Origin of the sequence: Agaribacter flavus (assembly GCF_042646125.1) — a bacterium.
GTDB classification, from domain to species: Bacteria; Pseudomonadota; Gammaproteobacteria; order Enterobacterales; family Alteromonadaceae; genus Glaciecola; species Glaciecola flavus.
The window spans coordinates 377,706-403,252 of sequence record NZ_JBHRSW010000005.1; the positions used below are offsets into that span (position 1 = coordinate 377,706).

At 42.9% G+C, this 25,547-nt stretch carries 19 protein-coding genes; 9 read left to right on the top strand and 10 right to left on the bottom strand.

From position 1 onward, the window contains the following. Nucleotides 1-46: 46 nt before the first annotated feature. From bioD to bioB, 4 genes are all read right to left on the bottom strand, one after another. On the bottom strand, nt 47-769 hold the full coding sequence (gene bioD / locus ACFOHL_RS03785) for a dethiobiotin synthase (protein WP_376918860.1): 723 nt from the start codon (nt 767-769) through the stop codon (nt 47-49). A 69-nt stretch (nt 770-838) separates the two neighbouring features. After that, nucleotides 839-1,726: a methyltransferase domain-containing protein gene (locus tag ACFOHL_RS03790; RefSeq protein ID WP_376918861.1), complete on the bottom strand. Its 888-nt coding sequence runs from the start codon at nt 1,724-1,726 to the stop codon at nt 839-841. Then, entirely contained in the window at nt 1,723-2,919 is a 1,197-nt protein-coding gene (locus ACFOHL_RS03795) for an aminotransferase class I/II-fold pyridoxal phosphate-dependent enzyme (protein ID WP_376918862.1), read from the bottom strand. Before ACFOHL_RS03795 ends, ACFOHL_RS03790 begins: the two co-directional genes overlap by 4 nt. 34 nt (nt 2,920-2,953) lie before the next feature. Beyond that, nucleotides 2,954-4,045 (bottom strand): biotin synthase BioB, encoded by a 1,092-nt coding sequence (bioB, locus tag ACFOHL_RS03800; RefSeq protein WP_376918863.1) that lies wholly within the window; start codon nt 4,043-4,045, stop codon nt 2,954-2,956. Between the two features lie 98 nt (nt 4,046-4,143). On the opposite strand from bioB, the gene bioA reads away from it, so the two are divergent. Then, entirely contained in the window at nt 4,144-5,415 is a 1,272-nt protein-coding gene (gene bioA, locus ACFOHL_RS03805) for an adenosylmethionine--8-amino-7-oxononanoate transaminase (RefSeq protein ID WP_376918864.1), read from the top strand. A 26-nt stretch (nt 5,416-5,441) separates the two neighbouring features. Here bioA and ACFOHL_RS03810 read toward each other — a convergent pair whose 3' ends face one another. From ACFOHL_RS03810 to ACFOHL_RS03825, 4 genes are all read right to left on the bottom strand, one after another. Next, nucleotides 5,442-6,797, bottom strand: coding sequence for a sigma 54-interacting transcriptional regulator (locus ACFOHL_RS03810; protein WP_376918865.1), 1,356 nt, complete (start codon nt 6,795-6,797; stop codon nt 5,442-5,444). Between the two features lies 1 nt (nt 6,798). Next, entirely contained in the window at nt 6,799-7,392 is a 594-nt protein-coding gene (locus ACFOHL_RS03815) for a hypothetical protein (RefSeq protein WP_376918866.1), read from the bottom strand. A 3-nt stretch (nt 7,393-7,395) separates the two neighbouring features. After that, complete coding sequence (locus ACFOHL_RS03820; protein WP_376918867.1) at nt 7,396-8,793, bottom strand: sensor histidine kinase; 1,398 nt, start codon at nt 8,791-8,793, stop codon at nt 7,396-7,398. A gap of 566 nt (nt 8,794-9,359) precedes the next feature. Beyond that, a complete protein-coding gene (locus tag ACFOHL_RS03825; protein WP_376918868.1) occupies nt 9,360-9,779 on the bottom strand; it encodes a hypothetical protein in 420 nt (139 codons plus the stop codon). A gap of 157 nt (nt 9,780-9,936) precedes the next feature. Here ACFOHL_RS03825 and asnS point away from each other — a divergent pair, with 157 nt between their 5' ends. The 7 genes from asnS (at nt 9,937) to ACFOHL_RS03860 (ending at nt 23,424) form a co-directional block, all read left to right on the top strand. After that, nucleotides 9,937-11,334 carry an asparagine--tRNA ligase gene (gene asnS, locus ACFOHL_RS03830; protein WP_376918869.1) on the top strand — a complete coding sequence of 466 codons (1,398 nt, stop codon included), beginning with the start codon at nt 9,937-9,939 and terminating at the stop codon, nt 11,332-11,334. Between the two features lie 208 nt (nt 11,335-11,542). Continuing rightward, nucleotides 11,543-12,712 carry an efflux RND transporter periplasmic adaptor subunit gene (locus tag ACFOHL_RS03835; protein ID WP_376918870.1) on the top strand — a complete coding sequence of 390 codons (1,170 nt, stop codon included), beginning with the start codon at nt 11,543-11,545 and terminating at the stop codon, nt 12,710-12,712. Between the two features lie 8 nt (nt 12,713-12,720). After that, a complete protein-coding gene (locus ACFOHL_RS03840; protein WP_376918871.1) occupies nt 12,721-15,885 on the top strand; it encodes an efflux RND transporter permease subunit in 3,165 nt (1,054 codons plus the stop codon). A 281-nt stretch (nt 15,886-16,166) separates the two neighbouring features. After that, the gene (locus tag ACFOHL_RS03845) at nt 16,167-18,476 is read left to right on the top strand and encodes an efflux RND transporter permease subunit (RefSeq protein WP_376918872.1); all 2,310 of its coding nucleotides are present in this window, start codon (nt 16,167-16,169) and stop codon (nt 18,474-18,476) included. A 95-nt stretch (nt 18,477-18,571) separates the two neighbouring features. After that, nucleotides 18,572-19,648 carry a chemotaxis-specific protein-glutamate methyltransferase CheB gene (gene cheB / locus ACFOHL_RS03850; RefSeq protein ID WP_376918873.1) on the top strand — a complete coding sequence of 359 codons (1,077 nt, stop codon included), beginning with the start codon at nt 18,572-18,574 and terminating at the stop codon, nt 19,646-19,648. 547 nt (nt 19,649-20,195) lie between these two features. Beyond that, a complete protein-coding gene (locus ACFOHL_RS03855) occupies nt 20,196-21,839 on the top strand; it encodes a sulfatase family protein (protein WP_376918874.1) in 1,644 nt (547 codons plus the stop codon). 1 nt (nt 21,840) lies between these two features. Beyond that, the gene (locus ACFOHL_RS03860) at nt 21,841-23,424 is read left to right on the top strand and encodes a sulfatase-like hydrolase/transferase (RefSeq protein ID WP_376918875.1); all 1,584 of its coding nucleotides are present in this window, start codon (nt 21,841-21,843) and stop codon (nt 23,422-23,424) included. Nucleotides 23,425-23,477: 53 nt separating this feature from the next. Here ACFOHL_RS03860 and ACFOHL_RS03865 read toward each other — a convergent pair whose 3' ends face one another. Beyond that, on the bottom strand, nt 23,478-24,131 hold the full coding sequence (locus ACFOHL_RS03865) for a dUTP diphosphatase (RefSeq protein WP_376918876.1): 654 nt from the start codon (nt 24,129-24,131) through the stop codon (nt 23,478-23,480). Between the two features lie 323 nt (nt 24,132-24,454). Here ACFOHL_RS03865 and ACFOHL_RS03870 point away from each other — a divergent pair, with 323 nt between their 5' ends. After that, entirely contained in the window at nt 24,455-24,928 is a 474-nt protein-coding gene (locus ACFOHL_RS03870) for a LabA-like NYN domain-containing protein (RefSeq protein WP_376918877.1), read from the top strand. Between the two features lie 69 nt (nt 24,929-24,997). Here the strand turns inward: ACFOHL_RS03870 and ACFOHL_RS03875 are convergent, their stop codons facing one another. Further along, complete coding sequence (locus ACFOHL_RS03875; RefSeq protein ID WP_376918878.1) at nt 24,998-25,483, bottom strand: DUF2059 domain-containing protein; 486 nt, start codon at nt 25,481-25,483, stop codon at nt 24,998-25,000. Nucleotides 25,484-25,547: the final 64 nt, after the last annotated feature.

Genomic DNA, 25,547 nt, shown 5'->3' on the forward strand with positions numbered 1-25,547 from the left:
TATTGGATCATAGTATAGCCATAGGTGGTGCCCTAATGTCTATGCGCTATGAAAAAATAATTTGCCAAGCCGCTGTTGTTTCGAGAAGTTCATCGCCTTCTGGTGTTTTTTCATCACAATAAGCTACTTCAGCGAGCATTGGCGCATTAAGTAAGTTAGTTAAACTTTGCTTGTTGTGTTTGTAATACGGCATATCTGGCTCGCATTGATTTGCAATCCAACCGATGCAGTTGAGACCGTCTCTCACGATAGCTTCATAAGTGAGTACGGCATGATTCAAGCAACCTAAGCGCATCCCTACAACGAGCACAACCGGCATGTCGTGGGCAATAGCAAAGTCGGATAAATACTCTATGCAAGGCTTACTTGCAGACGTATCTGACTCCTGATCAGATAGAGGTAGTCGCCAGCCACCTGCGCCTTCGGTCAAAACAAAATCAGGAGAGTGTTCCAATAAGCGTCTGTAGTGTTGACTGATTTCTTCCACACCTAAACGCACACCTACTTGTTTGGCGGCAATATGTGGTGCAATGGGCGGCGCAAAAGCAATAGGATTAACCTCATTGTAGTCAAGATCTATTGTGCTGGCTTGTTGAAGAATAAGAGCATCCTCATTGCGTAAACCCTGCGATGTGCGCTCACAACCTGCTGATATCGGTTTGAAACCCGCCGTTCTGCTATATCGAGTACTCATTTTGTTTAAAATCAAACGACTCACGAAGGTCTTGCCTACATCGGTATCGGTGCCTGTAACAAATATAGTTCGCATATAGCTCTCGGTTGTTTTGCTGTTGTCTTGCTGTCGTTATATGGCAGTAATACAAAAGTTAGTCGTTACTTATTGCTTCTGTAAATGAAGAAATAACACTTCATAATTTAATAACAATCCTTTTTCGCTCATGCGAATGCACTGTTCGACTGACTGGTATTCTTGCTTGGACATATACCTGCTTTTTTGCTGCATTGTCGTATTTGCACCAACGGATTTTATTGACATAAGTAAATCTTTTAATGAATCAAATTTCTGCGCAATGCTAATGAGTGAGTTCGATTTAAGACTAAGACGACTTGGTAGTGCATCTAACCATGCTTCACTCGTATGAAAATCATTGACCCTAGGCATATAGCCTGCCTGATCCCAACAAGCTTTAACATGCGAAAACGAAGGGGCGACCATCAATGCCAAATGTGCTTGTCCTCTCGGTATCAATACTCGTGCAATTTCGTTCAACGCTACTGAAGGGCTGTTGCACCACTGAAGCGCCATTGATGAATATACGTTTTGTACTGACGCTTCAATGAATGGTAGTTTGTTCGCGTCTGCCTGAATATAGTAAGGCTTAGGCCGATGAGCTGCCAAGCCTTTTTCATCCAAATTTGGCAAGCTGCTCTGACTATGCCGCAACATGCCATGACTTAAATCGATGTTCAGCCAATGCTGCCTTGTGTCTTCACACTTCTTCTCGCATACTTGGTTCAGCGAACGATAAAGCGCGCCCGTGCCACTGCCTATATCGACAAAATAGGCAACATTGTTTCTCGGTGTGGCCGTTTTCAATATACGGTTTTCTGTAATTTGCTTGCAAAGACGTTCAATCACTTGGGCTTGTACAAAAGCACTCGCATCGTAGCTCGAAGCGGCCTTATCAAATTGTCTCGCCAAAGAAAGTGCTGGCGTTTTTGACTGGTGAGGTATCGTACTCGTTTGTGATTTAGCAATTATCACGCAAATCCACCCACAGCATCACGCGTGATCTCTAAAGCATCAACCAATGCATGAATATCTTCGTTGGAATGCAACGCAGATAAGGTTATTCGCAGACGCTCGCTTCCCTTAGGGACAGTGGGCGTGCGTATAGCAGACACCAATATCCCCAAACGACTGAGTTTGTCTTTCGCCAACATCAGTTTTTCAGTATTCTCCACAAGAATAGGTTGGATAGCGCTGTCAGAGGGCATAAGTGTAATTTGTTTGTCGCCCATTAGTGCTTTAAAACTTGCAATGTTTTGATGAAGTTGTGCGCGTTCTTTTCCTTTGAGCATAATGTCGAGCGCTTTTAACGTCGCCCTTGCAATTGCGGCTGCCGGTGCAGTGCTATATACGTAGTGCCTAGCAAAATTAACAAGATAATCTATGAGTTCCTTACTTCCTGCTAAAAATGCACCTTGCGTCCCAATGGCTTTCCCGAAAGTCCCCATTGTGATGTCTATGGCTTGTTTTTCATGTGCATATTGATAAGAGCCTGAATAACCAAGACCTTGCTCGCCCACGACACCAAAACTATGTGCTTCATCTAGCATTAACAAAGCTTGCGCAGACGATTTTAACGTTACCAAGTCGGCAACAGGCGCACTATCGCCATCCATACTAAATACACCCTCACTCGCTAAAAGCTTGTTGCTACTGGGCAATGACTGCAATTGTCTTTGCGCATGGTCGACGTCATTATGTGCAAAGCGTTTAAAACTGGCGGCCTGTGAAGAGGCGGCTTCAACAAAAGAAGCATGCATGAGTTTATCACTGACAATACCGAGATCGTTTTTCATTCTCGGCTCTCCTTGCGACAACGCCTGACAAACGGCTTGATTGGCAGCAAAACCGGAGCTTAACAGCATAACGCTCTCTTGATTGCACAGTTCCGCCAATGCGGATTCGAGAGACGCGTGTGCTTGGGTATACCCACTCACTACCGGCGATGACGAACTACTGGCACCATATAACGACAAACCTTCAACATAGGCTTGCAATACCTCAGTATGCTGACTCAAGCCTAAGTAATCATTACTGGCAAAATTAATAAAATAATTGCCATCAATTTTTATAACACTATCAGACACTTCCGAAATAGTGACGCGCCGACGAAAAAGCCCATTTGCTTTTCGCTTAGCATTTGCATCCTGAATAAAATGAAACGACACACTCTGGCCTATACAATATGGTGCAATGAAGCCATTATTTACTAGCTTCTAGCGCTAGTTTTTTTGACGATGTTTTTGTCGCATCAAAAAACAACTTATCCGTTTTTTGCGAGGCGATTTCGTCTTGTAAGACTTGCTCATATGCCTCATCTGAATACGTTCTTGTTTTTTCTGAATTTATTCCTAACTTTTTAAACAATTGCACATCGTCATGCGTGTCTGGATTCGAAGTTGTCAATAATTTGCAGCCATAAAAAATGGAGTTTGCGCCCGCCATAAAGCATAAGGCCTGCATTTGCTCATTCATCGACTCTCGGCCTGCACTCAAACGGACATAACTCTTCGGCATTAATATACGGGCGACCGCAATGGTGCGAATAAATTCAAACGGCTCTAAGTCTTTAACCTTATCCAAAGGCGTACCTTCAACTTTTACCAGCATATTGATCGGTACGCTTTCAGGCTGTTTGGGTAGATTTGCTAGCTGCATGAGTAGACCTGAGCGATCATTGGCGCTCTCTCCCATACCCACTATTCCACCCGAGCACACATTCATACCCGCGGCGCGCACATTTTCGAGGGTATCTAATCTGTCTTGATAAGTGCGTGTGCTGATGATCTCACCATAAAATTCTGGAGAGGTATCCAGGTTGTGATTATAGTAGTCTAATCCCGCCTGCTTTAGCGACAATGCTTGTTCGCGTGTCAACATCCCCAAAGTCATACAAGTTTCTAAGCCCAAGCTTTTCACTTCTTTGACCATATCAGTAATGTACGGCATATCCCTATCGCGTGGGTTACGCCACGCAGCACCCATACAAAACCTAGTTGAACCAGCTGCTTTGGCTTCTTTAGCTCGTTGAATCACTTTATCAATTTCTAGCAGCCGCTCTTTTTCTAAGCCAGTATCATAACGCGCACTTTGCGGACAATACTTACAGTCTTCTGGACACGCGCCTGTTTTGATCGACAACAAGGTGCTAACTTGCACATGATTGGGGTCAAAGTTTTGCCTATGAACAGTCTGCGCCTGAAAAAGCAAATCGTTAAACGGCAAGGCAAAAAGTGCATTAATTTCTTCTAAGGTCCAATCTTGACGAAGGTGCGACGAGTGCGAAGTGCTCATAAAAAATAGTTTACTCTGAATTTTAATACGCATAGTCTATGCACACAAACGTCATTGTCAATGACAGCTAAATCCAAAGCTAAACTAAAGGTTATTATTTGAACAACACAGAATTTGACAAACAACACATCTGGCATCCTTATACATCTGCAGTTCATCCTCTCCCCTGTTATGAAGTTGTTGCAGCAAGCGGCACTCGATTAACACTGTCTAGTGGCGAAAGTATCGTAGATGGGATGTCCTCATGGTGGAGTACTATTCATGGCTACAATCATCCAAAACTAAATGAAGCCGCACACTGTCAAATTGAAAAGTTCTCACACGTAATGTTTGGCGGCCTTACTCACGAGCCGGCGGTTCAATTGTGTAAGCGCTTATTAGAAATCGTCCCTGATGGTTTAAATCGGGTATTTTTGGCAGATTCAGGATCCGTGTCTGTTGAAGTGGCAATAAAGATGGCAATCCAATATTGGGCTTGTCAGGGACGACCAGAAAAATCAAAACTCGTTACCCCTCGCAATGGCTATCACGGCGACACCTTTGCTGCAATGTCAGTATGTGACCCCATAAACGGTATGCACAGTTTGTTCAAAAAATCCTTAATTGAACATCACTTCGCGCCTGCACCACAAACCCGTTTTGAGAACACATGGAGTCCTGATGATATTGCGCCTATGCGAGATATTTTTGAAAAACATGCTGAACAACTTGCTGCGTTGGTGCTCGAACCTATAGTTCAGGGTGCGGGAGGCATGCGTATCTATCACCCCGAATACCTCAAACAATGCCGGCAACTATGTGATGAGTTTGATGTTCTACTCATATGCGACGAAATCGCAACAGGCTTTGGGCGCACCGGTAAGTTATTCGCTTGTGAGCACGCGCAAATTACACCGGACATTTTGTGCTTGGGTAAAGCCCTCACAGGTGGTTATATGACACTTGCTGCAACCCTTTGTACAGAACAAGTTGCTTTGGGAGTGTGCGAAGGTGAACCTGGCGTCTTCATGCATGGCCCAACGTTTATGGGCAATCCATTGGCCTGCGCCGTTGCCAATGCGAGTATTGATCTTTTACTCTCAAAGCCATGGCAAACCGATGTGCTGAATATAGAAACGCAACTCAAAAACGAGTTAAGTGAGCTAAAAACGAATGACAAAGTGGCTGACGTGCGAATTTTGGGCGCAATTGGGGTGGTGGAGATGAAGATGCACGTGAATGTTGCTGAAATTCAAAAAGTATTTATTAAGCACGGCGCTTGGATCCGCCCCTTCTCCAAAAACATTTACATCATGCCTCCATTTATTTCCAGTCCACAAGACATCAGTGCACTTTGCGAGGCAATAAAACAGGGAGTCGCCTGTTGCTAGAGCCTTAGGTGTTTGCAACTCAACCCTTAGTTTCTGAATTCAGCGGCATCCAAACCATGCTTTTTCATTAGCTTGTGCATATCGGTTCGATTTCTGCCGGCGAGTGAGGAAGCTTTTGTTACATTTCCATCGGTTAACTGAAGTAGTCGACACAAGTACTTGTATTCAAATGAATCTCTTGCTTCAGTTAAGGTTGGCCAATATTGGGTTTCTTGTGACAACGCTTGCTCAACCAAGCTCGCAGGTATGATTTTACTTGTTGTAAGCGCCACACATCGTTCGACGACATTCACCAGTTGCCTAACATTTCCAGGCCAATCGGCTTTAGTGAGTATATTCATGGCGTCATTTGCGAACTTTCTCACATTGATACCATGCTTCTCCGCGCTTTGTTTGAGTAAATAATCTGCAAGCAGTGGGATATCTTCGAAGCGCTCTTTTAGACTGGGAATACTTAACTCAACCACATTTAAACGATAAAACAAGTCTTCTCTAAAACGTTGATGCTCCATGGCTTCTTTTAGATTGGTATGGGTAGCAGAAATAATCCTTACATCGACATCAATAGACGTGGTACTGCCAACAGGTCGAATCGATCGCTCCTGCAAAGCGCGTAATAGTTTGACTTGCAAACTAAAAGGCATATCACCAATTTCATCCAAAAACAAAGTGCCGCCATTTGCCTCTCGAAACAAACCAATATTTGCCTGCACCGCCCCCGTAAAAGCACCTTTAGCATGGCCGAAGAGTTCTGATTCGAGCAGATTTTCAGGTAGAGCGCCACAATTTATGGCGACAAAGGCTTGGTCTTTTCTGTCAGACGCCTTGTGAATCGCTTTAGCCAAGAGCTCTTTTCCTGTTCCGCTTGCACCAGTTATCAAAACGCTTACATTTTTATTTGCAATTTGTTCAGCCTGTTTGAGTAACCTAAGCATCTCTGGAGACCGAGTGATAATATCTGCCGACCAACTCCCCAGTTCATTCCCACGCGTTTGCGCAATAGCTTGCAATAGGGTTTTTCGCAATTCATCATGGTCGACAGGCTTGGTTAAAAAACTAAACACGCCTCTTTGGGTAGCCGCTACCGCATCTTTGATACTGCCATGAGCAGTCATAATGATGACGGGTAAATTCGGATGCTGATGCAATATTTCATCGAATAGAGATAAGCCATCCATTCCCGGCATTCGTAAATCGCTTAGCACCGCGTCAAAGGATGTATGAAACAATAACCTCAAGGCTTGAGTGCCATTGTCTACACTTGTTACATCAAATCCTTCTGAACCTAGCCGAATGGACATCAAACGCAACAAGCTATCATCGTCGTCTACCAAAAGTAACCGTGGTTTGTGATTCAACTTGTTAGCATCGATACTACTCAAATCATTGACTCCTGTTTTGATCTGCCATATTGGCTTCAATTTTTAATAATTGCTCTACTTGTACGCGTTTTGTTTCCAATTCGGCTTTTCTGTTGGCTAACTTCAGCTCAAGCTCATTCAGTGCTTTTTCCTTGCTGGCATTTAGCTGGCTTAACAGCGTAATTGCTGACTCCATCTCTAATAATTGTTGAGACGGTTGAAAAATCATCACGTCCAACACCTCAGCCATAGGCGGTTCGACGACGGTTAGCAATGAAGTAATCCAATTTTGCGCTCGCAATCTATTTTGATAAGGCGTATCGATTCCCTGACTCAACAATACCTTATGCAGTAACTCCTGTGGCGAATCGCCTAAATTACTGATTATTTTGGCTCGCTCTGACCAGTTATGCTCATCGGCACTCACATACACTTTTGCCCAATGGTTCAACTCACAGAATTCACCGATTAATTCAAAAGACTGGCGAGTCGTGCAAAACCAAGTACTTACAGGTACCTCCGTTATAGTGGGAGGTACGGGTGCTTCCTCTCTACTTAATAGTTGGCAAGCACTCAAAAAAAATACAGATGTAAGCACAAACAGTGATATTTTCATCAACTAAGTCCTCGGTAGCTTAATTTGGAAACAAACATCAAATGAAGCCCTTTCTTCAATCGATATTGCTCCACCGAGCAGTCTCACACAATCTGCCACAATCGACAATCCCAGCCCTGCCCCAATGACTTTGTCGTTGCGTTTTTCAGCACCCCGCTTAAATGGTTCAAATATTTCCATTCGCGCTTCTCGAGGAATGGGCTTGCCATTGTTCATAAAGTCAATCACGACACATTCTTCATCTCGATAGCCTTCTATCTGAATGACATTTCCTTTCTTTCCATAGGCAATTGCATTTGATATTAAGTTGTCTGCAATGCGCCTAAGAAGCTCTTCATCTCCCGCTACGGTTAATGTGTTAAATATTTTTATCTCGACGTCTTGCTCGTTTTGTTGCAGCAATAGACGGTGGTTGTCAGCACTTGCTCTGATAACGGATAACACATTGACTGGCACCAAATCAGGCTCTGCCTGTTGCAGCAATGCGTTATAATCCAATAGTTTGACAACCAGTAAATTCAATCGCTCTGTTGAATTGTCAAGTAATTGCAATACTTCGTACTGCGCTGGATTCAGCTCACCAAGCAAATTGTCTGACAGTATCGCGCAGCCCTCTTTGATACTTGCTAAGGGCGTTTTTAATTCATGTGACGCATGTCGTAAAAGAGCCGTGCGTACTTTTTCCAACTGACGTAAACGTTCACTCAGCCAATACAAATCTTTTTCTACAGCCAAAAGTTCTCTCGGCCCACTCGAGGACTTTGCAGGTACCGATTGACTTGAATTAGCGATTGACTGAATAATCGCTTGTAGCTTTCGAACAGGTTTGACAATGAACTGGGTAGAAAACAAGATAATAATTAGCGAAAGCACAACTAATAATCCTGTAGACCACCCTTGTCTTGCTTGCATATCTGTTAAAAAGCGCTGTTGTTCCTGTACCTTTTGGTCGACATAGCGATTAACATTCCGTTGTAGCGTAATGATCGACTCTTCAAACTTAGCAAGATAAGCATTAACCACCTGTGCATCGTTGAATGTGTGATAATCACGCAACACGGGCACAGCGGTGCGCAAACCGCTACACGCTGGAAATTCCTCTGCTCGCGTGCACAAAGCATCTAATTTGTTCTCAAAACTATCTAAAGACCTATCCGCAATATCTTTTAATTGCGGGTCATTGAGCACTTGGTATTGTTTTATTAAGCGCTGTACGTCTTGGCTCGCACTTATCAAATCCTGCAAGTCTGTCGCCACACTAACAAATAGGCGAGTGTTGTCTGTAGTGATCACACTCACTTGAGAAAAATCTCGTTGACTTTGCAGTAACAAAACGATCAAAGGCACCAAGGAAATTAAAAAACTGATCAGCACCAGTTGCTTAAGCGAGCGTATTTGCAAGTAATTAACCAAGATTTATAAACTTCTAGTAAGGATTGCATAGCATGCTACAAGCATCAATAGTAAGTCACTAAAACTGCTAACTACCCTCGTTGGGATTGAACTCAGCAGTCCCTCCTTATTCATTCGAGAATTCGAGCAATACCGCCGATTAAATAGTAACATTCACAATACAAAGAAAAAGGGACACCCACCACTCGCAAAGCGGGTACCCCCCGAAAACATACTCAACTTATCAACTCTTTGGCTGTTCGTTGCTTTAAAATCATGAATTCACATAATCTAACCAAGCGCTATCATGATTTATCAAGCTTTGTGCCAAAAATATTTTATTTAATGAAATCTGAAACTTACAAAATAATTCGATTAAATTAGTAAAACGCAGGCTTTGTAGAAGTACAATTATGTTGCTAATTGGCTACGCCAGTAATGCCGATAGCCTCTTTAGCATCGATGTTCTGAGGTGTGTTGATCTTTGCTGCACAGTTTTGAAGGGCTGAGGACTATTGTAGAAATATAGAGACAGTCAGTTTTGGTTAAACGCGGTAAACCGCCTTTTCTGGTCGCTATACAGCTGAATAAATAGTGGTGAGACTGACAATTGTGATAATCAATAAAACAAGTAAGTTATAGCCAAAATCATCTGTTTTTCTGCGCGAACGTCGACTTCGGAGCACCAATGCTACCAGGCTCATCAACAAGCACGCTTGTAAAAGCAATAGTAAATATTCAAGATGCGTTTCAGACCAAAACTCCCGGCCTTCAATACCCCAATAGTTTTGTACTCCAGATATAAAATCAGGGCGAGCATAATGAAAGACCAAAAGAGCACATACCAGCATTGACCAAGCCGCAATGTTTAGGCCGACAACAAAGCGATATAGCTTGTCCTGTCCTCGTTGCTTTTTGCGGCGATCAATTGACTGCTCTGGCATTTTCAATTCAGAAATATCAATATTCCCTGCTTTATTGTCTTTATTTGGCATAAATCACAATTTGCCTAGTGTTATCGTAGAATCGGTCAAGTATACTTGTACCACAAAAATGTGTAGAGCGTAATAAAACAGTCCCTAGGGCGTGAAAAACGCTTCTTCATTTTCGGCAGTATTGCCTATGTCTAAAAAGAATGATACGGAGAAATGTATGACGATTGCTTCAGTCGCCGATGTTTTGGCGGGCAAGTATTCAGAGGGGACAAAAATTACAGTTCAGGGATGGGTGCGTACCAAGCGCGATTCCAAAGCAGGTTTATCGTTCATCGCTTTGCATGACGGCAGTTGTTTTGATCCTGTGCAAGTTATTGCATTAAACAGCCTCGACAATTATGACGATATTATCCGCTTAACCACGGGCTGCTCGCTTGTTGCAACCGGTATGATTAAGCAATCAGAAGGAAAAGGGCAATCTCTTGAGATTGAGGGCGAGCAAATAGAAGTGCTTGGATGGGTGGAAAATCCCGATTCATATCCTATGGCTGCCAAAAGGCATAGTATCGAATACTTGAGGGAGTATGCACATCTGAGACCGCGCACAAACATTATTGGCGCTGTGACGCGTGTGAGAAATTGTCTGTCTCAGGCGATTCATCGCTTTTTTCACGAAAAGGGTTACATGTGGATCAGCACGCCCATATTGACCGCATCTGATACTGAAGGCGCAGGTGAGATGTTTAGGGTATCTACCTTGGATATGCTTAATGTACCCAAAACTGAAGCCGGAGAAGTCGACTATAGCCAAGACTTTTTTGGAAAAGAAACCTATCTAACTGTTTCTGGACAATTAAATGTAGAAACCTATTGTTCTGCTATGTCCAAAGTCTATACCTTTGGACCAACATTTAGAGCCGAAAATTCGAATACCAGTCGGCATTTGGCAGAATTTTGGATGGTCGAACCAGAAGTCGCATTTGCTGACTTATCTACCATTGCCCAACTTGCAGAAGACATGTTGAAATATGTGTTCAAAGCCGTGCTTACAGAGCGAGCCGATGACCTTGCTTTTTTTGAACAACGTGTCAACAAAGACGTGGTCAAAAGAATGGAATCAGTTATCGCGTCTGAATTTGTGCGTATGGACTACTCAGAAGCAATAGAAATACTGCAAAACTGTGGAAAATCTTTTGAGTTTCCTGTCGAATGGGGTGTTGACTTGTCCTCTGAACATGAGAGATACATAGCGGAAGAGCACGTAGGGGCTCCGGTAATCATGCAAAACTACCCTAAAGATATCAAAGCCTTCTACATGCGTATCAATGATGATGGCAAGACTGTAGCCGCGATGGATGTACTTGCTCCGGGAATAGGCGAAATAATTGGTGGTTCTCAACGTGAAGAACGTCTTGATGTATTCGACCGACGCTTGGCTGAAATGAATCTATGTCCAGAAGATTATGCTTGGTATCGCGACCTACGCCGATATGGCAGTGTTCCTCACGCTGGATTTGGTTTGGGCTTCGAAAGGCTGGTCGCCTATGTGACTGGCGTAGCCAACGTCAGGGATGTCATTCCATTCCCAAGAACACCTGGCAACGCCAATTATTAATCTCACATCCTGATATCGAACCAATAGCTTAATGCTATTGGTTCATCAATGTAGGCAATACTTTTACTCACCAAACGTCTCTCCCTACCAGTTAATTTACACTTCACAGTTACAAATTGTAGCAGTAGCATACAGATTGTTACATTTGACACATACCTCTGTCACATCTAGTTGATACCATTGGCATAACATCTCTGAGGATCACACTATGAAAAACAAAGTGCTTATTAACATTGGAATAATCCTAGGTATCAGTGCAGTAGCATTCGCCGCCACCTTTGGAATACAGGCTGCGGCTGAAGACAAAGAAGAAAAGGAACCGACTGACACGCGCCCCATCGTCAGTATCGAAACCCTCAGACCGATCAACCACCAAGTAAAAATTAGTGGTTTTGGCGAAGTACTCCCTCTTGAGTCAACAGTATTGGCCGCTCAAGTTAATGGAGAAGTCCTCTCTTGGAATCCTAATTTTGTCAACGGTGGTATCGTTAAGCGCGGAGAAGTACTGTTTACCATTGAGTCCGACGCATACGAAGCAGAAGTATTGCGCGCTGAAGCGCAAGTTTCCTTAGCTGAAGCAACGCTTACCGAAGAGCTAGCAAGACAAAAAGTGGCAAAACGAGAAGCCAAGAATTTACCTAAAAATCAAGTAAGTGACCTCTACTTGCGTAAGCCGCAAGTCCTCAGTGCACAAGCTCAGCTAAAATCGGCAAAAGCCGCCTTGCGTATCGCGAAGCGCGATCTTCAGAAAACCAAAGTTGAAGCGCCTTACGATGCCTTAATTATTTCTAGAGATATTGGCTCAGGGCAATATGTCTCACGAGGCATGCAAGTAGCCAAAATAAACAATATTGAAAGTGCAGAAATAATGATTCCGGTTGCCGGTTTCGACAGTCCATTCTTGTTACCTAACATGGAGGGGGTAACAGCCATGGTGATAACACGTTCACTTGTGCCTGTATATCGAGAAGGCGTGATCGACAGAGATCTGGGGGTAGTTGACCAAAATACACGGATGCAACACTTAGTAATGAGAATCAACGATCCCTATAGTTTGCAATCAAACTTACCAAAATTAAAGTTTGGCTCATATGTGGAAGTCAGTTTTGAAGGAAAGTTACTTGAGAACGTATTCGAAGTACCTCAATCACTGGTAAACAATCGTCTGCTATGGATTGTGAATGATGAGAACAAACTGGAATCGCATCAAGTTGAAGTGCTCAGAGAAGAAGGAAGTAATTTCTACATCTCAAGTGGTGTCAGTGAAGATGACAGAATGGCTAAAAATCTCCCTGAATACCCACAAAATGGTATGGAGGTGCGAATAAAAGACACCGAAGGTAGCCTTATTTCATTTAACCAACGCAACCCTGAGTAGGGGGAATCATGGAAACTAATAACACCAAAGCTATTCCCAGTGGTTTAATTGCATGGTTTACACAAAACCCTGTTGCCGCAAACCTGCTCATGATCTTCATCATGATCATGGGTGGTGTGAGTTATGTCACCATCCAAAAGCAAATGTTTCCTAATATCGAGATAAACTACATCAATGCCTATGTTTCTTACCCCGGTGCTTCACCCAAGGAAATCGAAGAAAACATAGTGATCAAAATTGAAGAATCAGTCAAAGATATTGCGGAAATTAAAAAGAGTGTCGGCAGATCGTGGCGCGGTGGCGGCCGTGTCACAATGGAAATTCACCCCGATATTCATTTGCCCGATGTGTTAGACAAAATTAAAGCTCGCATCGATAGTGTGGCTACCTTTCCTGCCGCGATGGAGCCTATCACTGTTTCGCAGGTAGAATGGCAGCAAGAAGTGATGGAGCTGACACTCTCTGGCGACATGCCACTCAAAGAGCTCAAGCCTATCGCTCAGCAAATAGAAGAAGAGTTGCTACAACTTGGTAACGTCCAACTCGCGAATGCGAATGTGCCCAATGACGAAATTGGGATTGAAGTTTTGCCAGAAATGCTGCGCAAGTACAATTTATCGATTAACGACATTACTCAGGCAATCAGACGCTATTCTGCAAATTTCTCTGCTGGTCAAATACGCACAGAAAGCGGATTGATTGCAGTACGTGTAGAAAATCAATATTACAATGGTGAAGAATTTCGCAACATCCCAGTAAAAATAGGCAACTCAGGATCGCAAGTTACCCTTAAAGATGTCGCCGTAATTAAAGACGGCTTCACGGAAGGTAAACGTTACTTTAAGTTCAATGGCAAGAATGCCATATACATGGATGTGTCGGCGACCAAATCTCAAAACGTATTGCCGGTTGCCGATTCTGTTAAAGCATACTTAGAACAAAAACGCCCAACCTTACCCCAAGGTGTTGAGTTAAATGTCTTGGTTGACATGACTTATTATCTGAATGGTCGGCTTGACATGATGTTAGGAAACTTAACGCAAGGCGCTATTCTTGTCTTCTTAATGCTTGCCTTGTTCCTCAGGTTTAAATTAGCATTTTGGGTGATGATTGGTCTTCCCGTTTGTTTCTTAGGCGCACTAATGCTAATGCCCATGTTTGGCATCACGATCAATATCATTTCTCTATTTGCATTTATTATGGTTCTGGGAATAGTGGTTGATGATGCCATTGTTATTGGAGAAAGTGCCTATTCTGAAATCGAGAAAAACGGCGCTTCCACCAGAAATGTAATAATTGGCGCAAAACGCGTTGCCACCCCTGCCACATTTGGTGTACTGACGACAATCGCGGTATTTGCGCCCTTTGCCTTAACCAGTGGTCCGCAAGGTGACTTTTTTGTCAACATCGCTGGCGTTGTTATTTTTTGCCTTATATTTTCTTTAATTGAATCGAAACTTATACTCCCTGCACATATTGCCAATACCTCGTTTAAACCGCTAAAAGAAAACAGTTGGAGAAACAAGTTTAACAAGGCGTATTTTGGTTTTGTAAATGGTAGGTACAGACGTTTTATCACGCGAGCAACCGAATGGCGCTGGCCAGTGCTATTTGTCTTTATTACTTTGCTAGCGGTTTCTATATCACTGATTAATAATAACTTTGTTCGTTTTGTGCCCGAACCCAAAGTCCCCCACGACTTCCCGAGTATCAGCATAGAAATGAGCGAAACGGTATCAGATGAAACGACGGTGGAAGCATTGAAAACCATTGAAAGAGTCATCCTCGATGAAGAGCAAAAAATCATCAGAGAGTATGGCTCAGGCATGGTGGCCAATGTTCTAGTTTGGAACAACGGACGCAACGAAGGCAGAGTACTGGCGCCACTCGTTGACGAAGACGCTCGCCATTTCGACACCTTCGAGTTAGCCCGCAGATGGCGCGAAAACTTACCAGAAATTCCTGGTATGAAGTCATTTTCAATCCAAGACGATGTCAATGGCGGCGGTGATGGTGGTGAATTTGGTTACCTGTTGTTTGGACCAGATATTGACACCTTGAACGCCGCTGGACGCTACTTTATTGAATTGTTGCAAGAAGAAAAAGGCGTGTTTGATGTTAGTTCGACCATAGACCCCGCGAGCAAAGAAGTGCAAATGCGCCTTAAACCCGTTGCCTATGACTTAGGGTTAGATCTTGCCAATGTCGCCAGCCAAGTGGGAGCAAGCTTCTATGGTGGTGAAGCCCAGCGCGTATTGCGAAACGGTGAGGAAGTCCGCGTGATGGTGAGATATCCTCAGCTAACTCGTGAACGTTTTGCCGATTTGAAATACACGGTGATTTCGACACCCAATGGACAAGAGGTCATGCTCGGAGATGTAGTAGAACTGTATGAAGCGCCCGGTATCAGTTATATTCGCAGAGAGGGAGGCTTCAGGAGCGTTTATGTTTGGGGCAATATCGACGAAGAAACCGTTGAGCCGAACGAACTTACGAAAAACATCAAAGATAACTTATTGCCTCAGATGAAAGCGCGCTTCCCCACCGTGAAAACGGAATTGGGAGGTAAGATTGAGGAGCAACAAACCCAACAGCAAGAGCAAATTATGTTTGCTGTAGCGGGCTTGATCTTGGTTTATGTATTGCTGGCGATTCCTTTAAAAAGCTACGCACAGCCCTTGATCATTATGTCTGTTATTCCCTTTAGTTTTACCGGTGCGATCTTTGGACATTTCATACTCGATATGGACTTGAGCATGTTCTCTACCTTCGGCTTAATTGCGGCAGCGGGTGTAGTGATTAACGACAGTTTGGTCATGACAGACTATGTCAACAAGCGGAGAGCAGAAGGTTATTCGATTAGAGAATCAGTCATTGATGCAGGTTGTGCACGATTTAGAGCGATCACCTTAACCTCAATCACTACCTTTGCGGGTGTACTGCCTATTATGTTTGAAACTAGTTTACAAGCTGGGTTTGTTATCCCAATGGCCGTTGCACTTGGTTTTGCAGTCATGTACGCAACATTAGTTACCCTAATATTAGTGCCTTGCTTGTACTTGATATTGTTGGATTTTTCGAGACCGTTTAAAGCAATATTTAAAAAAATTAACGGTCTATTCAACAAAATCGGTCTCAAACGCAAACAAGCATTGAGTACACAACGCAACTAAACAAGCGATAACTTACAAATAAATAGAAAGCGCCAACGATTCTTTGGCGCTTTTTTATTATCCCTATGGCAGGATTATAGTGGAAAGTTCATCCTCTTTTGTATCAAAACCGCTACGAGTTTATCCAATTGCGTTTTGATTTTTCATGCTGGTAGGCCTTACACTGCGAGGGTTAATTTGGTCAAGATAGCTCCCTGCTTCATCAATCACCATCATATCCTAAACATTTTTTTGCAGACTCCGTTAAACTAAGACTAGAGAAAAACTATTGTGTCTACTTTATGCTTTCCACCGACTTCGATAAAAAGGTACTGAACTACAAAGCGGCAACCGTTATTGTTTGCGCGTTAGTCGTAATCTTCTGTGCTATTGGGGCCAAGAACCTCTACTTTCGTGGCGACTACAAAGTATTTTTTGAGGACGATAACCCTCAGCGCGTCGCCTACGAAAATATGCAACGGGTATTCAGCAAGAATGAAACAGCATCCATCATAATATCCAATAAAGACGGTGATTTGTTTAACCCTCGTAGTTTAGCCTTAATCAAAACGCTTACGGATGAAAGCTGGCAAACGCCTCTTTCCACTCGCGTTGATTCAATCACAAATTTTCAACAAAGCTATGCACAAGATGACGATTTGATTGTTGAGGATCTGGTACTAGAACTTGACTGGTTAACAGATGACTATATCAATACAGTTGAACAGGTGAGTCTGAGCGAGCCCGATTTAGTAAATAAACTAATATCACCCAAGGGCGACGTTGCGATGATCAATATCACGGTTCAATTGCCGGATGGCGACCAAACAAAAGAAATTAGTCAAATCGGCAATCACTTACGAGAAATGCTGGCGCCTTACACAAAAGATTACGACGATCACGAATTTCGTCTCAGCGGCATAGTCATCATGACGGATGCCATGTTTATTGCTGCTTTACAGGACACCGTTACACTATTTCCTCTGATGTTCGCAATCATTGCTATCCTACTTTGCCTATTACTACGATCCATTTATGCCAGTATCATCACTTTAGTGATTGTTAGCTTAAGTGTAGTGGCAACAATGGGACTAGGGGGATGGCTTGGTATGTTTATTAACATTGCTTCAGTCAACGTCCCTATTATTATTACAACCCTTGCCATTGCCGACAGTGTACATGTGCTTTCAAGCATGCGCTTCTACATGTCTAAGGGACTAAATCAGCAAGAAGCAGTACTACAATCAATAGCTCTAAATCGCCTGCCTATCATTATGACAAGTGTCACCACCGCTATCGGTTTTCTTACATTAAACTTTGCAAAAGTACCAATATTATCGGACTTGGGCAACTTAGTAGCAATCGGTGTGTTGTTCGCTTGCGCGTTCTCACTCACACTGCTTCCCGCACTATTGATGTTAAAAAGCATTAAATTTACCCAAGACAAGCAAGATCAAGTGCCAAACAGAGATATTTGGTTGCGGTTTTCAAACAAAATCCACAACAACTACCGATTGATTTTGGTGTCGTCCGTCGGCTTGGTCGTGCTTGGCATTCACATGGCGAGTCACAACAAACTGAACGATATCGCCATAGAATACTTCAATAAAGGTAACGAGTTTAGGCAACACGCGGATTTTCAGCAAGAAAACTTGAGTGGTTTGAGTACGATTGACTTTGCCGTCTATACCGAAATAGAAAACGAAATAAACAACCCCAGCTATTTGAGAGCGATTGAAGCATTTACGAGCTGGTTAGAACAGCAGGAAGAAGTCGATCACGTACTCAGCTTCGCTAACACGATGAAGCGACTGAACATGAACATGGCAAACGACGATCCTGAGGCATATCAGTTACCAGACGAACGCGAAATTGCCGCACAATACTTATTACTTTACGAAATGTCACTGCCATACGGCCTAGACGTCAACAATCAGATAGACATAAACAAGTCTGCTACACGCATTATGGTGACATTAAAAAATTTGGGCAGTGAAGATTTTACAAACTTCGAAATCCGAGCTCTCGAATGGATGAAGATGCACGCACCAGAATACAAAGTAGAGGCTGCAAGTCTTCCTTTGATTTTTGCACATATTGGCCAAGCTAACATGCAGAGTATGATCCAAGGCGCCCTTGTCGCCTTAGTGCTCATTTCCGCCTTATTACTGATTTCACTCAGAAGTATCAAACTCGGTTTAATTAGCCTCATTCCCAATTTACTCCCCGCTTTGTTTGGGTTTGCTATTTGGGCTTTGATTTCTGGCAATATTAGCATGGCACTATCTGTCGTCTTAACAATGACGCTAGGCATCATTGTCGATGATACTGTGCACTTTCTCGTGAAATACCAAAAAGCGAGTAAATTAGGCTACTCTGTAAAAAGATGTGTGCATTTTGCCTATGAAAATGTAGGAAATGCCTTGTCCATCACCACCATCGTGTTGGCTTCAGGTTTTGCAGTGTTAGCTTTTTCCGATTTTGCAATAAACTCAGAGATGGGTACCTTAACGGCTATCATTATTGTGCTTGCTTTATTGATTGATTTGATTGTTTTACCTGCAGTGCTGTTGTTACAAAAAGAACCCAAAGCCAGCACAAAAAATACTTAAGTTTATTGCTGAATATACGACATATAAGCATGAAAGAATTAAACATAGCATACCTGCAATATTTGTAATTCAGTTAGGAAGGAGCAAAGGCCGGAGTGAAAAAAATACTAGTCATAGAAGACTCCGCACTGATGCGAAGGTATTTAAGCGATATCTTGGTTAGCGCGGGATACACCGTTGACTTTGCAAGAGATGGCCTAGATGGTTTGAAAAAACTTGTCGAGTTTAAGCCAGATGTTATTACCCTAGACATCAATATGCCCCAAATGGATGGGCTGGAATGTTTAGAAAAAATCATGAGTACTCAGCCTACACCAGTCATTATGGTTTCCTCGGTAACGGAGAAAGGCGCTATTGCAACATTGGAGGCCTTAGAAAAAGGCGCGGTGGATTATGTAGCAAAACCAAGTGGCTCAATTTCGGCAAATATTAAAGAGGTGCAGCATATTTTACTTGCAAAAATAAAATCCGCTTTTGGTATTAAGCTTTCTTCCTCTGTTAAAGCCAGGTCAACAGCACGCCTGATGACCGAAAAACAAGCACTTTCTTTAGAAAAAACAAAAACGCATGATAGGCGCACATTTGGAAACAAAAAATATGAAATTGTACTGATTGGCGTGTCTACCGGTGGTCCTTCGGTTTTGCAAGAAATCATTCCAAAACTGCCCGCGGATTTTCCAATTCCAATTGTCGTAGCACAACATATGCCCTCACGGTTTACTCAAGTTTTTTCCGAGCGCTTAGATAAATCTTCAAAAGTATCAGTACAAGAAATTAACGGTACGATCGACTTGCGTGCAGGCAATGTATATATCGCAAAAGGCGACTCAGACGTCATAATCTCTCGCAGGGCGGGTGTGTTGGTGGCGGAAATGCATATCATGGATAAAAACCAATTGTGGCACCCAAGTGTCGAACTTATGGTGAGTTCGGCTACGAAAGCAACTGCCGCGGAAAACCTCATCTGTGTACAATTGACGGGTATGGGTAACGATGGAGCCAATGCAATGGCTAAAGCCTACCAAAAAGGCGCGTATACAATTGCTGAATCAGAAGAAACTGCCGCAGTATTTGGTATGCCCAGAGAATTAATACAACAAAACGCCGCACGCGAAATACTGCCAAATCATAAAATACTGGACAGCCTAATCAAGTTAGCGAGAGTGAGTTAGCGAGAGTAAGCTAAGCTGGCAAGTATCAGTTTTTAGACCAAAACAACTAGGGTCTGTTGACCTTTGGTGTGCAATTTTGCAGCGGTTTGTGCTTCATTTATACAATGCAGAGCGACTGTCGTGTAGTTGTTCTACATCAAGGAGCGATAAAGCAGTAGAAATGAAGCACAAGCCCTGCCCAGAAGGGTTCAATTATAGTCTATCTGCCCCTTGTTGCAGCCTTTTGACTTAAGCCATTAGGCCTGCAAGTCTGCGCCGCGATCAGATAGGCTATAATTGAACAAAACTTGTACACCAAAGGTCGACAGACCCTAATAAAGATAAACCTCTACCATTAAAAAGTAAGTAAATTGGGTTCAAGTAAAGCGCATTAATACCTAACCAGAACTCGGGATAAGCAACTCCGTCCAGCAGCGCCCTAAATCCAGAGTTCAGGTTACATAAATTGTTTTACAATATTTTTACGAATATTTAATGCAATTGTGGCGACACTGTGAAATCATATATTTTCACTAGTGAATAATCATACTTACAAGTAAAACCAAACATGAACTTACCCAAGATTCCGTTTCTTTTGGCATTGTTTTTTCTGACACTTGCCGCATGCTCCCCAGTTGAAAAAACCGATAGTGGGACTACGTCAACACAAGATGAACCAACCCCTCCTACTAAATACAATATTCTGTATATAATGACTGACGACCACGCCGCTCACGCAGTTGGTAGCTATGGCGGACGTCTAGCGAGTGTTAACCCCACCCCTGAGTTAGATAAATTGGCAGCCGATGGGCTCACCTTTTCCAATACTTTCGTAACAAATTCAATCTGTACACCAAGCCGAGCAAGCATACTGACGGGACAATATAGTCAAACAAATGGTGTCCTTGATCTGCGAGGTTCACTCACTACTGAACAACAGCATTTACCCAACTTACTCAGAGAGGCTGGTTACGAGACGGCAATCATTGGCAAGTGGCATTTAAAAAAAGAGCCCGGCGCCTTTAATTATTACGAGGTTCTTGAAGGGCAAGGAAAATACTTTGATCCTGAACTTCGTGTTCAGGGAGAAAAAGCATGGCCGCAAAATACTTCTTCTTACAAAGGGCATTCTTCTGATGTCATCACGGATTTAACTATTGAATGGCTTAAAAATAGAGACGCTGATAAACCGTTTTTTTTAATGCATCAGTTTAAAGCCCCTCACGATATGTTTGAATATGCGCCCCGCTATGAAACCTATTTGGCTAATGTTGACATACCAGAACCCAGCGACTTATACAGTTTTGCAGAAAGCTTTGGCTCTATTGCTACAAGAGGAGAAAACGATAGTTTAATTGGACATATTGGCACCTCAGTCTCTCAAAGGCACCTTCGCCGAAGCGTGGGTATTGACCTTGGTGTTGATCCAAACCTAGATGATGAAACTTTCACTAAACTCGCCTATCAGAAATACTTAAAAGCTTACTTACGCTGCGTAAAAGGTGTCGATGACAACATTGCTCGCTTAATCGAAACACTCAAAGAGGAAGGTTTATACGACAAAACCATAATTGTGTATACCTCTGACCAAGGCATGATGCTTGGCGAACACGACTATATCGACAAGCGCTGGATGTGGGAAGAATCAATTAAAATGCCGCTCATTGTTCGTCACCCCGATATGACAACTACAGGCATGACAAATGACATGCTAATCAACAACACCGATTTTGCGCCGACTCTGCTCTCACTAGCAGGTGTCGACGTACCAGAATTTATGCATGGCGCAGATTTCAGCGAGGCAATCTATGGCAATACGCCCAACGATTGGCGAACCGCTACATACTATCGATATTGGACGCACAGAGCGTATCACGACGTACCCGCACATTTTGGCATTCGCAGTAAAGACTACAAGCTTATCTTTTACTATGGTCAAAACTTTATGACCAAGCCCTACCCATACTACGATGCAGATTGGCTCGCTGAAACCGGATTAGCAAACAATGCCATCGCCACGCCTGCTGCATGGGAGCTTTATGATTTAAAAAACGATCCAAATGAACTAAATAATGTTTATGGTGAAGCTAAATACGCTGGCGTTATTGAAGAACTAAAAACAGAGCTTAAACGCCAACGACAAGCATACAACGAAACAGATGAACACTACCCGCATCTACAAGCCATTATTGAGAAGCATTGGAACGACTAATATGAACAACAAACTCTTACCCCCGCATTTGACAAAACTTGTCGCCGTTTTTTTGATGCTTTCTTCACTCCTTGCATGTGGTCAAAAGCAAAGTGAGCAAAGCACTGCCATATCTGTTTTGCCAGAAAAAGAAGCGCAATCAAAAGAAAAGAGTAAACCCAATTTTGTCTTTATTTTTGCTGATGACCAATCGCCTTTTGCCGTAGGTGCATACGGAAATTCACATATTCACACCCCCAATATAGACAACTTGGCAGCACGCGGTGTCAAATTCAATAATGCCTATAATATGGGCGCATGGAATGGCGCGGTGTGCATGGCCTCAAGAGCCATGCTTAATACCGGATTGAGTGTATGGGACGCCCATGCTGTAGATAAAAACGTACGCGCGGGTAAAAGCTTTGAAGCTACATGGTCAATGTTGTTAGAAGAAGCCGGCTACGATACTTATTTGACGGGAAAATGGCATGTTGCGGCGCCTGCTGGCGAAGTATTTCAGCACGTAGCTAATGTGCGTCCTGGTATGCCTGACGATGGTTGGTATCACGATGTTCAGGTAGCAAAATTTGAGGCGTTTTATTCAGGAGAGAGCGAAGCTAAAGATTGGCGTGAATTCATGCCAATTGGATACAACAGACCGCTAGATGAAAACGATACCTCATGGTCACCGACTGACCCAAAATTTGGCGGATTTTGGGAGGGGGGCAAACATTGGAGTGAAGTACTCACTGACGATGCGCTGCACTTTATACAACAAGCGAAAGACAGCCAAAACCCGTTCTTTATGTATCTAGCTTTTAACGCACCGCACGATCCTAGGCAGGCACCTCAGTCTTATATCGACATGTACCCCGTTGCGGACATGCCAATACCCGCTAATTTCAGTGAAGACTATGCTGACAAAGCATATATTGGCAATGGACCTGAACTCAGAGACGCCGCGCTCGCGCCCTTTCCGAGAACCGAATACGCAACAAAAGTGAATTTGCAGGAATATTACGCAATCATTACCCATCTTGATGACCAAGTCGGAAAAATTGTCTCGACTTTGGAGGCTGCTGGGTTAATGGACAACACATACATCATATATACGGCCGATCACGGCTTGGCTGTTGGAGAACACGGCTTATTTGGCAAACAAAATATGTATGAACACAGCGTGCGTGCGCCCTTCATTTTTTTAGGGCCGAATATTCCGTCAAATATGAGCAGTGATATAGATATCTATTTACAGGATGCAATGGCAACAACACTTGAACTTGCAGGTGTTGAAAAGCCAGAGCGGGTGTTTTTCAATAGTCTGGTCGGCATTGCAAAAGGAGAGAGAAAAGAAAGCTACTACCCTGCCATTTATGGCGCTTACATTGATAATCAGCGCATGATCAAAGAAGACGACTACAAACTCATCGTTTACCCTGAGGCAAAACGTTTAAAGTTGTTTAATCTAGCCGACGATCCTATGGAAATGCGAGATTTGTCTTCTTTACCAGAATACGAGCCGAGAATAAAATCGATGTTTCAGGCACTATTGCGCCTGCAAAAAGAAATGAAAGACCCCCTAGATATCAGCGCATTGAGCCCATAGTGTTTTTCGAGCCAATGCCTTATATTGAATGAACTGGGGAATAAACTAAGGAATCAACTAGGATAGCGTGCTGATAAAGCGGTATATATTAAATCGCTGTACTTTTCTGCATTAATGTCAGTGGCATTTAATATTTCGACTAGGTGTTCGTTATCCTCTTTGCCATCCCACAATTTTGTATAGCTGCCCTCTTTATAACCATGATCTTGTCTAAAGAAATTCAGAATATTTTTACCCACATATTGCCTAAATAATTCATTTGCATCCATATCCGTCTGCGTGACAATTTTCATAAACAAAGGCACACTAAAGCGGTTGGCAGCACAAAGGCCTGTCATCAATTGCAAATTGTCTAACAAATTAGCCTTGGCAAAGTTATACTGTTTGCCATCGAAATCGACTGAATGGGTGTCATCGGCTAGTTCCTTTGCAATCACTGATGCCGACTCCTCGATGTCACCGTCAAACTTGATGATAATAGCCGAGAGCGCAAAGTGCCAGATATCGACAAGCTCCATTTGCAGTTGCGGAAGATCTTTTTCCTGATGTTTCCACCATTTCCATCCATGGTGCTCGATGCCCTCGACAGACTCAATCATTGCTGCTCGCAAATAGTCATACCCTGCCGTCAACCACTCGGCATTCACTTTTGTGTTCATTGCATCTTGTAGGTTTAACATGGTTGAAAGTTGGGTGCTAGAAAGCATTGCAGTTCCTTATTTTTATGAGGGCGGGATTATGCTCTGTTAGAGAAAGGCGATTAGAACCAAAAACGCTGCAAGTGTGTCCGTATACGCTTTTGTTTTTTGCACATGAAAAACAAATTTTGATTCTAGTCGCCCAGCTCTAGCACAGTATAAGCGCGCAATATATTCGTTAGTTTTTTTTGGGCATTGTAAACGTCTCACCATGATAATCAAAGCGTAAACTTCTATGTGTAAGTGCTCAGTATGTCCCATATAGACTTGAATTTTAGCTATGATTAGGCTCTACTGCGCGTCACAGTTTAGACTGCCAACAAGGTTACCTTTTGAAAAAAATCGCCATCTTTGTCGACGTTCAAAATATTTATTACACGAGCCGAGACAAGTTTAACAGACCGTTCAACTATCGCCTTTTTTGGCAATACTGTGCTGAGAAATATGACATTGCTTTTGCCTATGCTTATGCAATAGACAAAGGCAACGAGCAACAACAAAAGTTTCAAAGTGCATTGCGCCACATTGGTTTTACCGTCAAGCTAAAGCCTTTTATTCAACGTGCTGATGGCAGTGCCAAAGGTGATTGGGATGTTGGGATCACTATTGATGTCTTAAACACTGCAGCTCTAGTAGACGAAGTGATGTTGCTGTCGGGTGACGGTGATTTTGCTATTTTATTAGACGAAGTCAAAAACAAACATGAATGTCGAACAACTGTGTTTGGTGTACGGGAGCTAAGTGCAAACTCGCTGATTAATTCAGCAGATGCTTTCTTCGAGATAGATGAACGCTGGTTACTTTAGCAGCCACTGATTACGCTATTCCCTTTCGATACAAGAACCGGAAGGGAACTAGCGTAAGTTTGATACGTGCTAAGGTGCACTGACTTTTTGCTGCATTTCAGCAGCCAACGCTTGGATTTTAGGCATCATTTGCATCACCATGTTCTGTGATAAAAGCATAGAGTCTTGCATGATCATCGGCATTTTATTCACCATGGCTTTCCCCACATCCGTCTGATAGAAGGCAATAAGACCGTTTACTTCTTCTTGAGAAAAATGTTTAGCGTAAACATTCACCATTTCAGGTTTAAGCTTTGCCCAACTCATTTCTTCCTTCATTAATGCTACCACTTTATCCATGTATGCATTAATGATGGGTTGCTTTTCAGGTGGAAGATTCATTTGCTGTGACATATTCTGAAACATCCCTCCTACTTGTCCGTATACCGCATCAAGAAGTTTCGACGATTCGGTTAACTCCAACAATTGCTCTACTGACTCGTTAGAGGCTTTTTGTTCCGCCAAAACTTGTAAACTAAATGACAGGGCAAACAGTGCAATCAGCATTTTTTTCATACTATTTCCTTTGTATTGTAGGGTGACAACATGTCACCCGCCGTCAAGATAAAATATATAAATG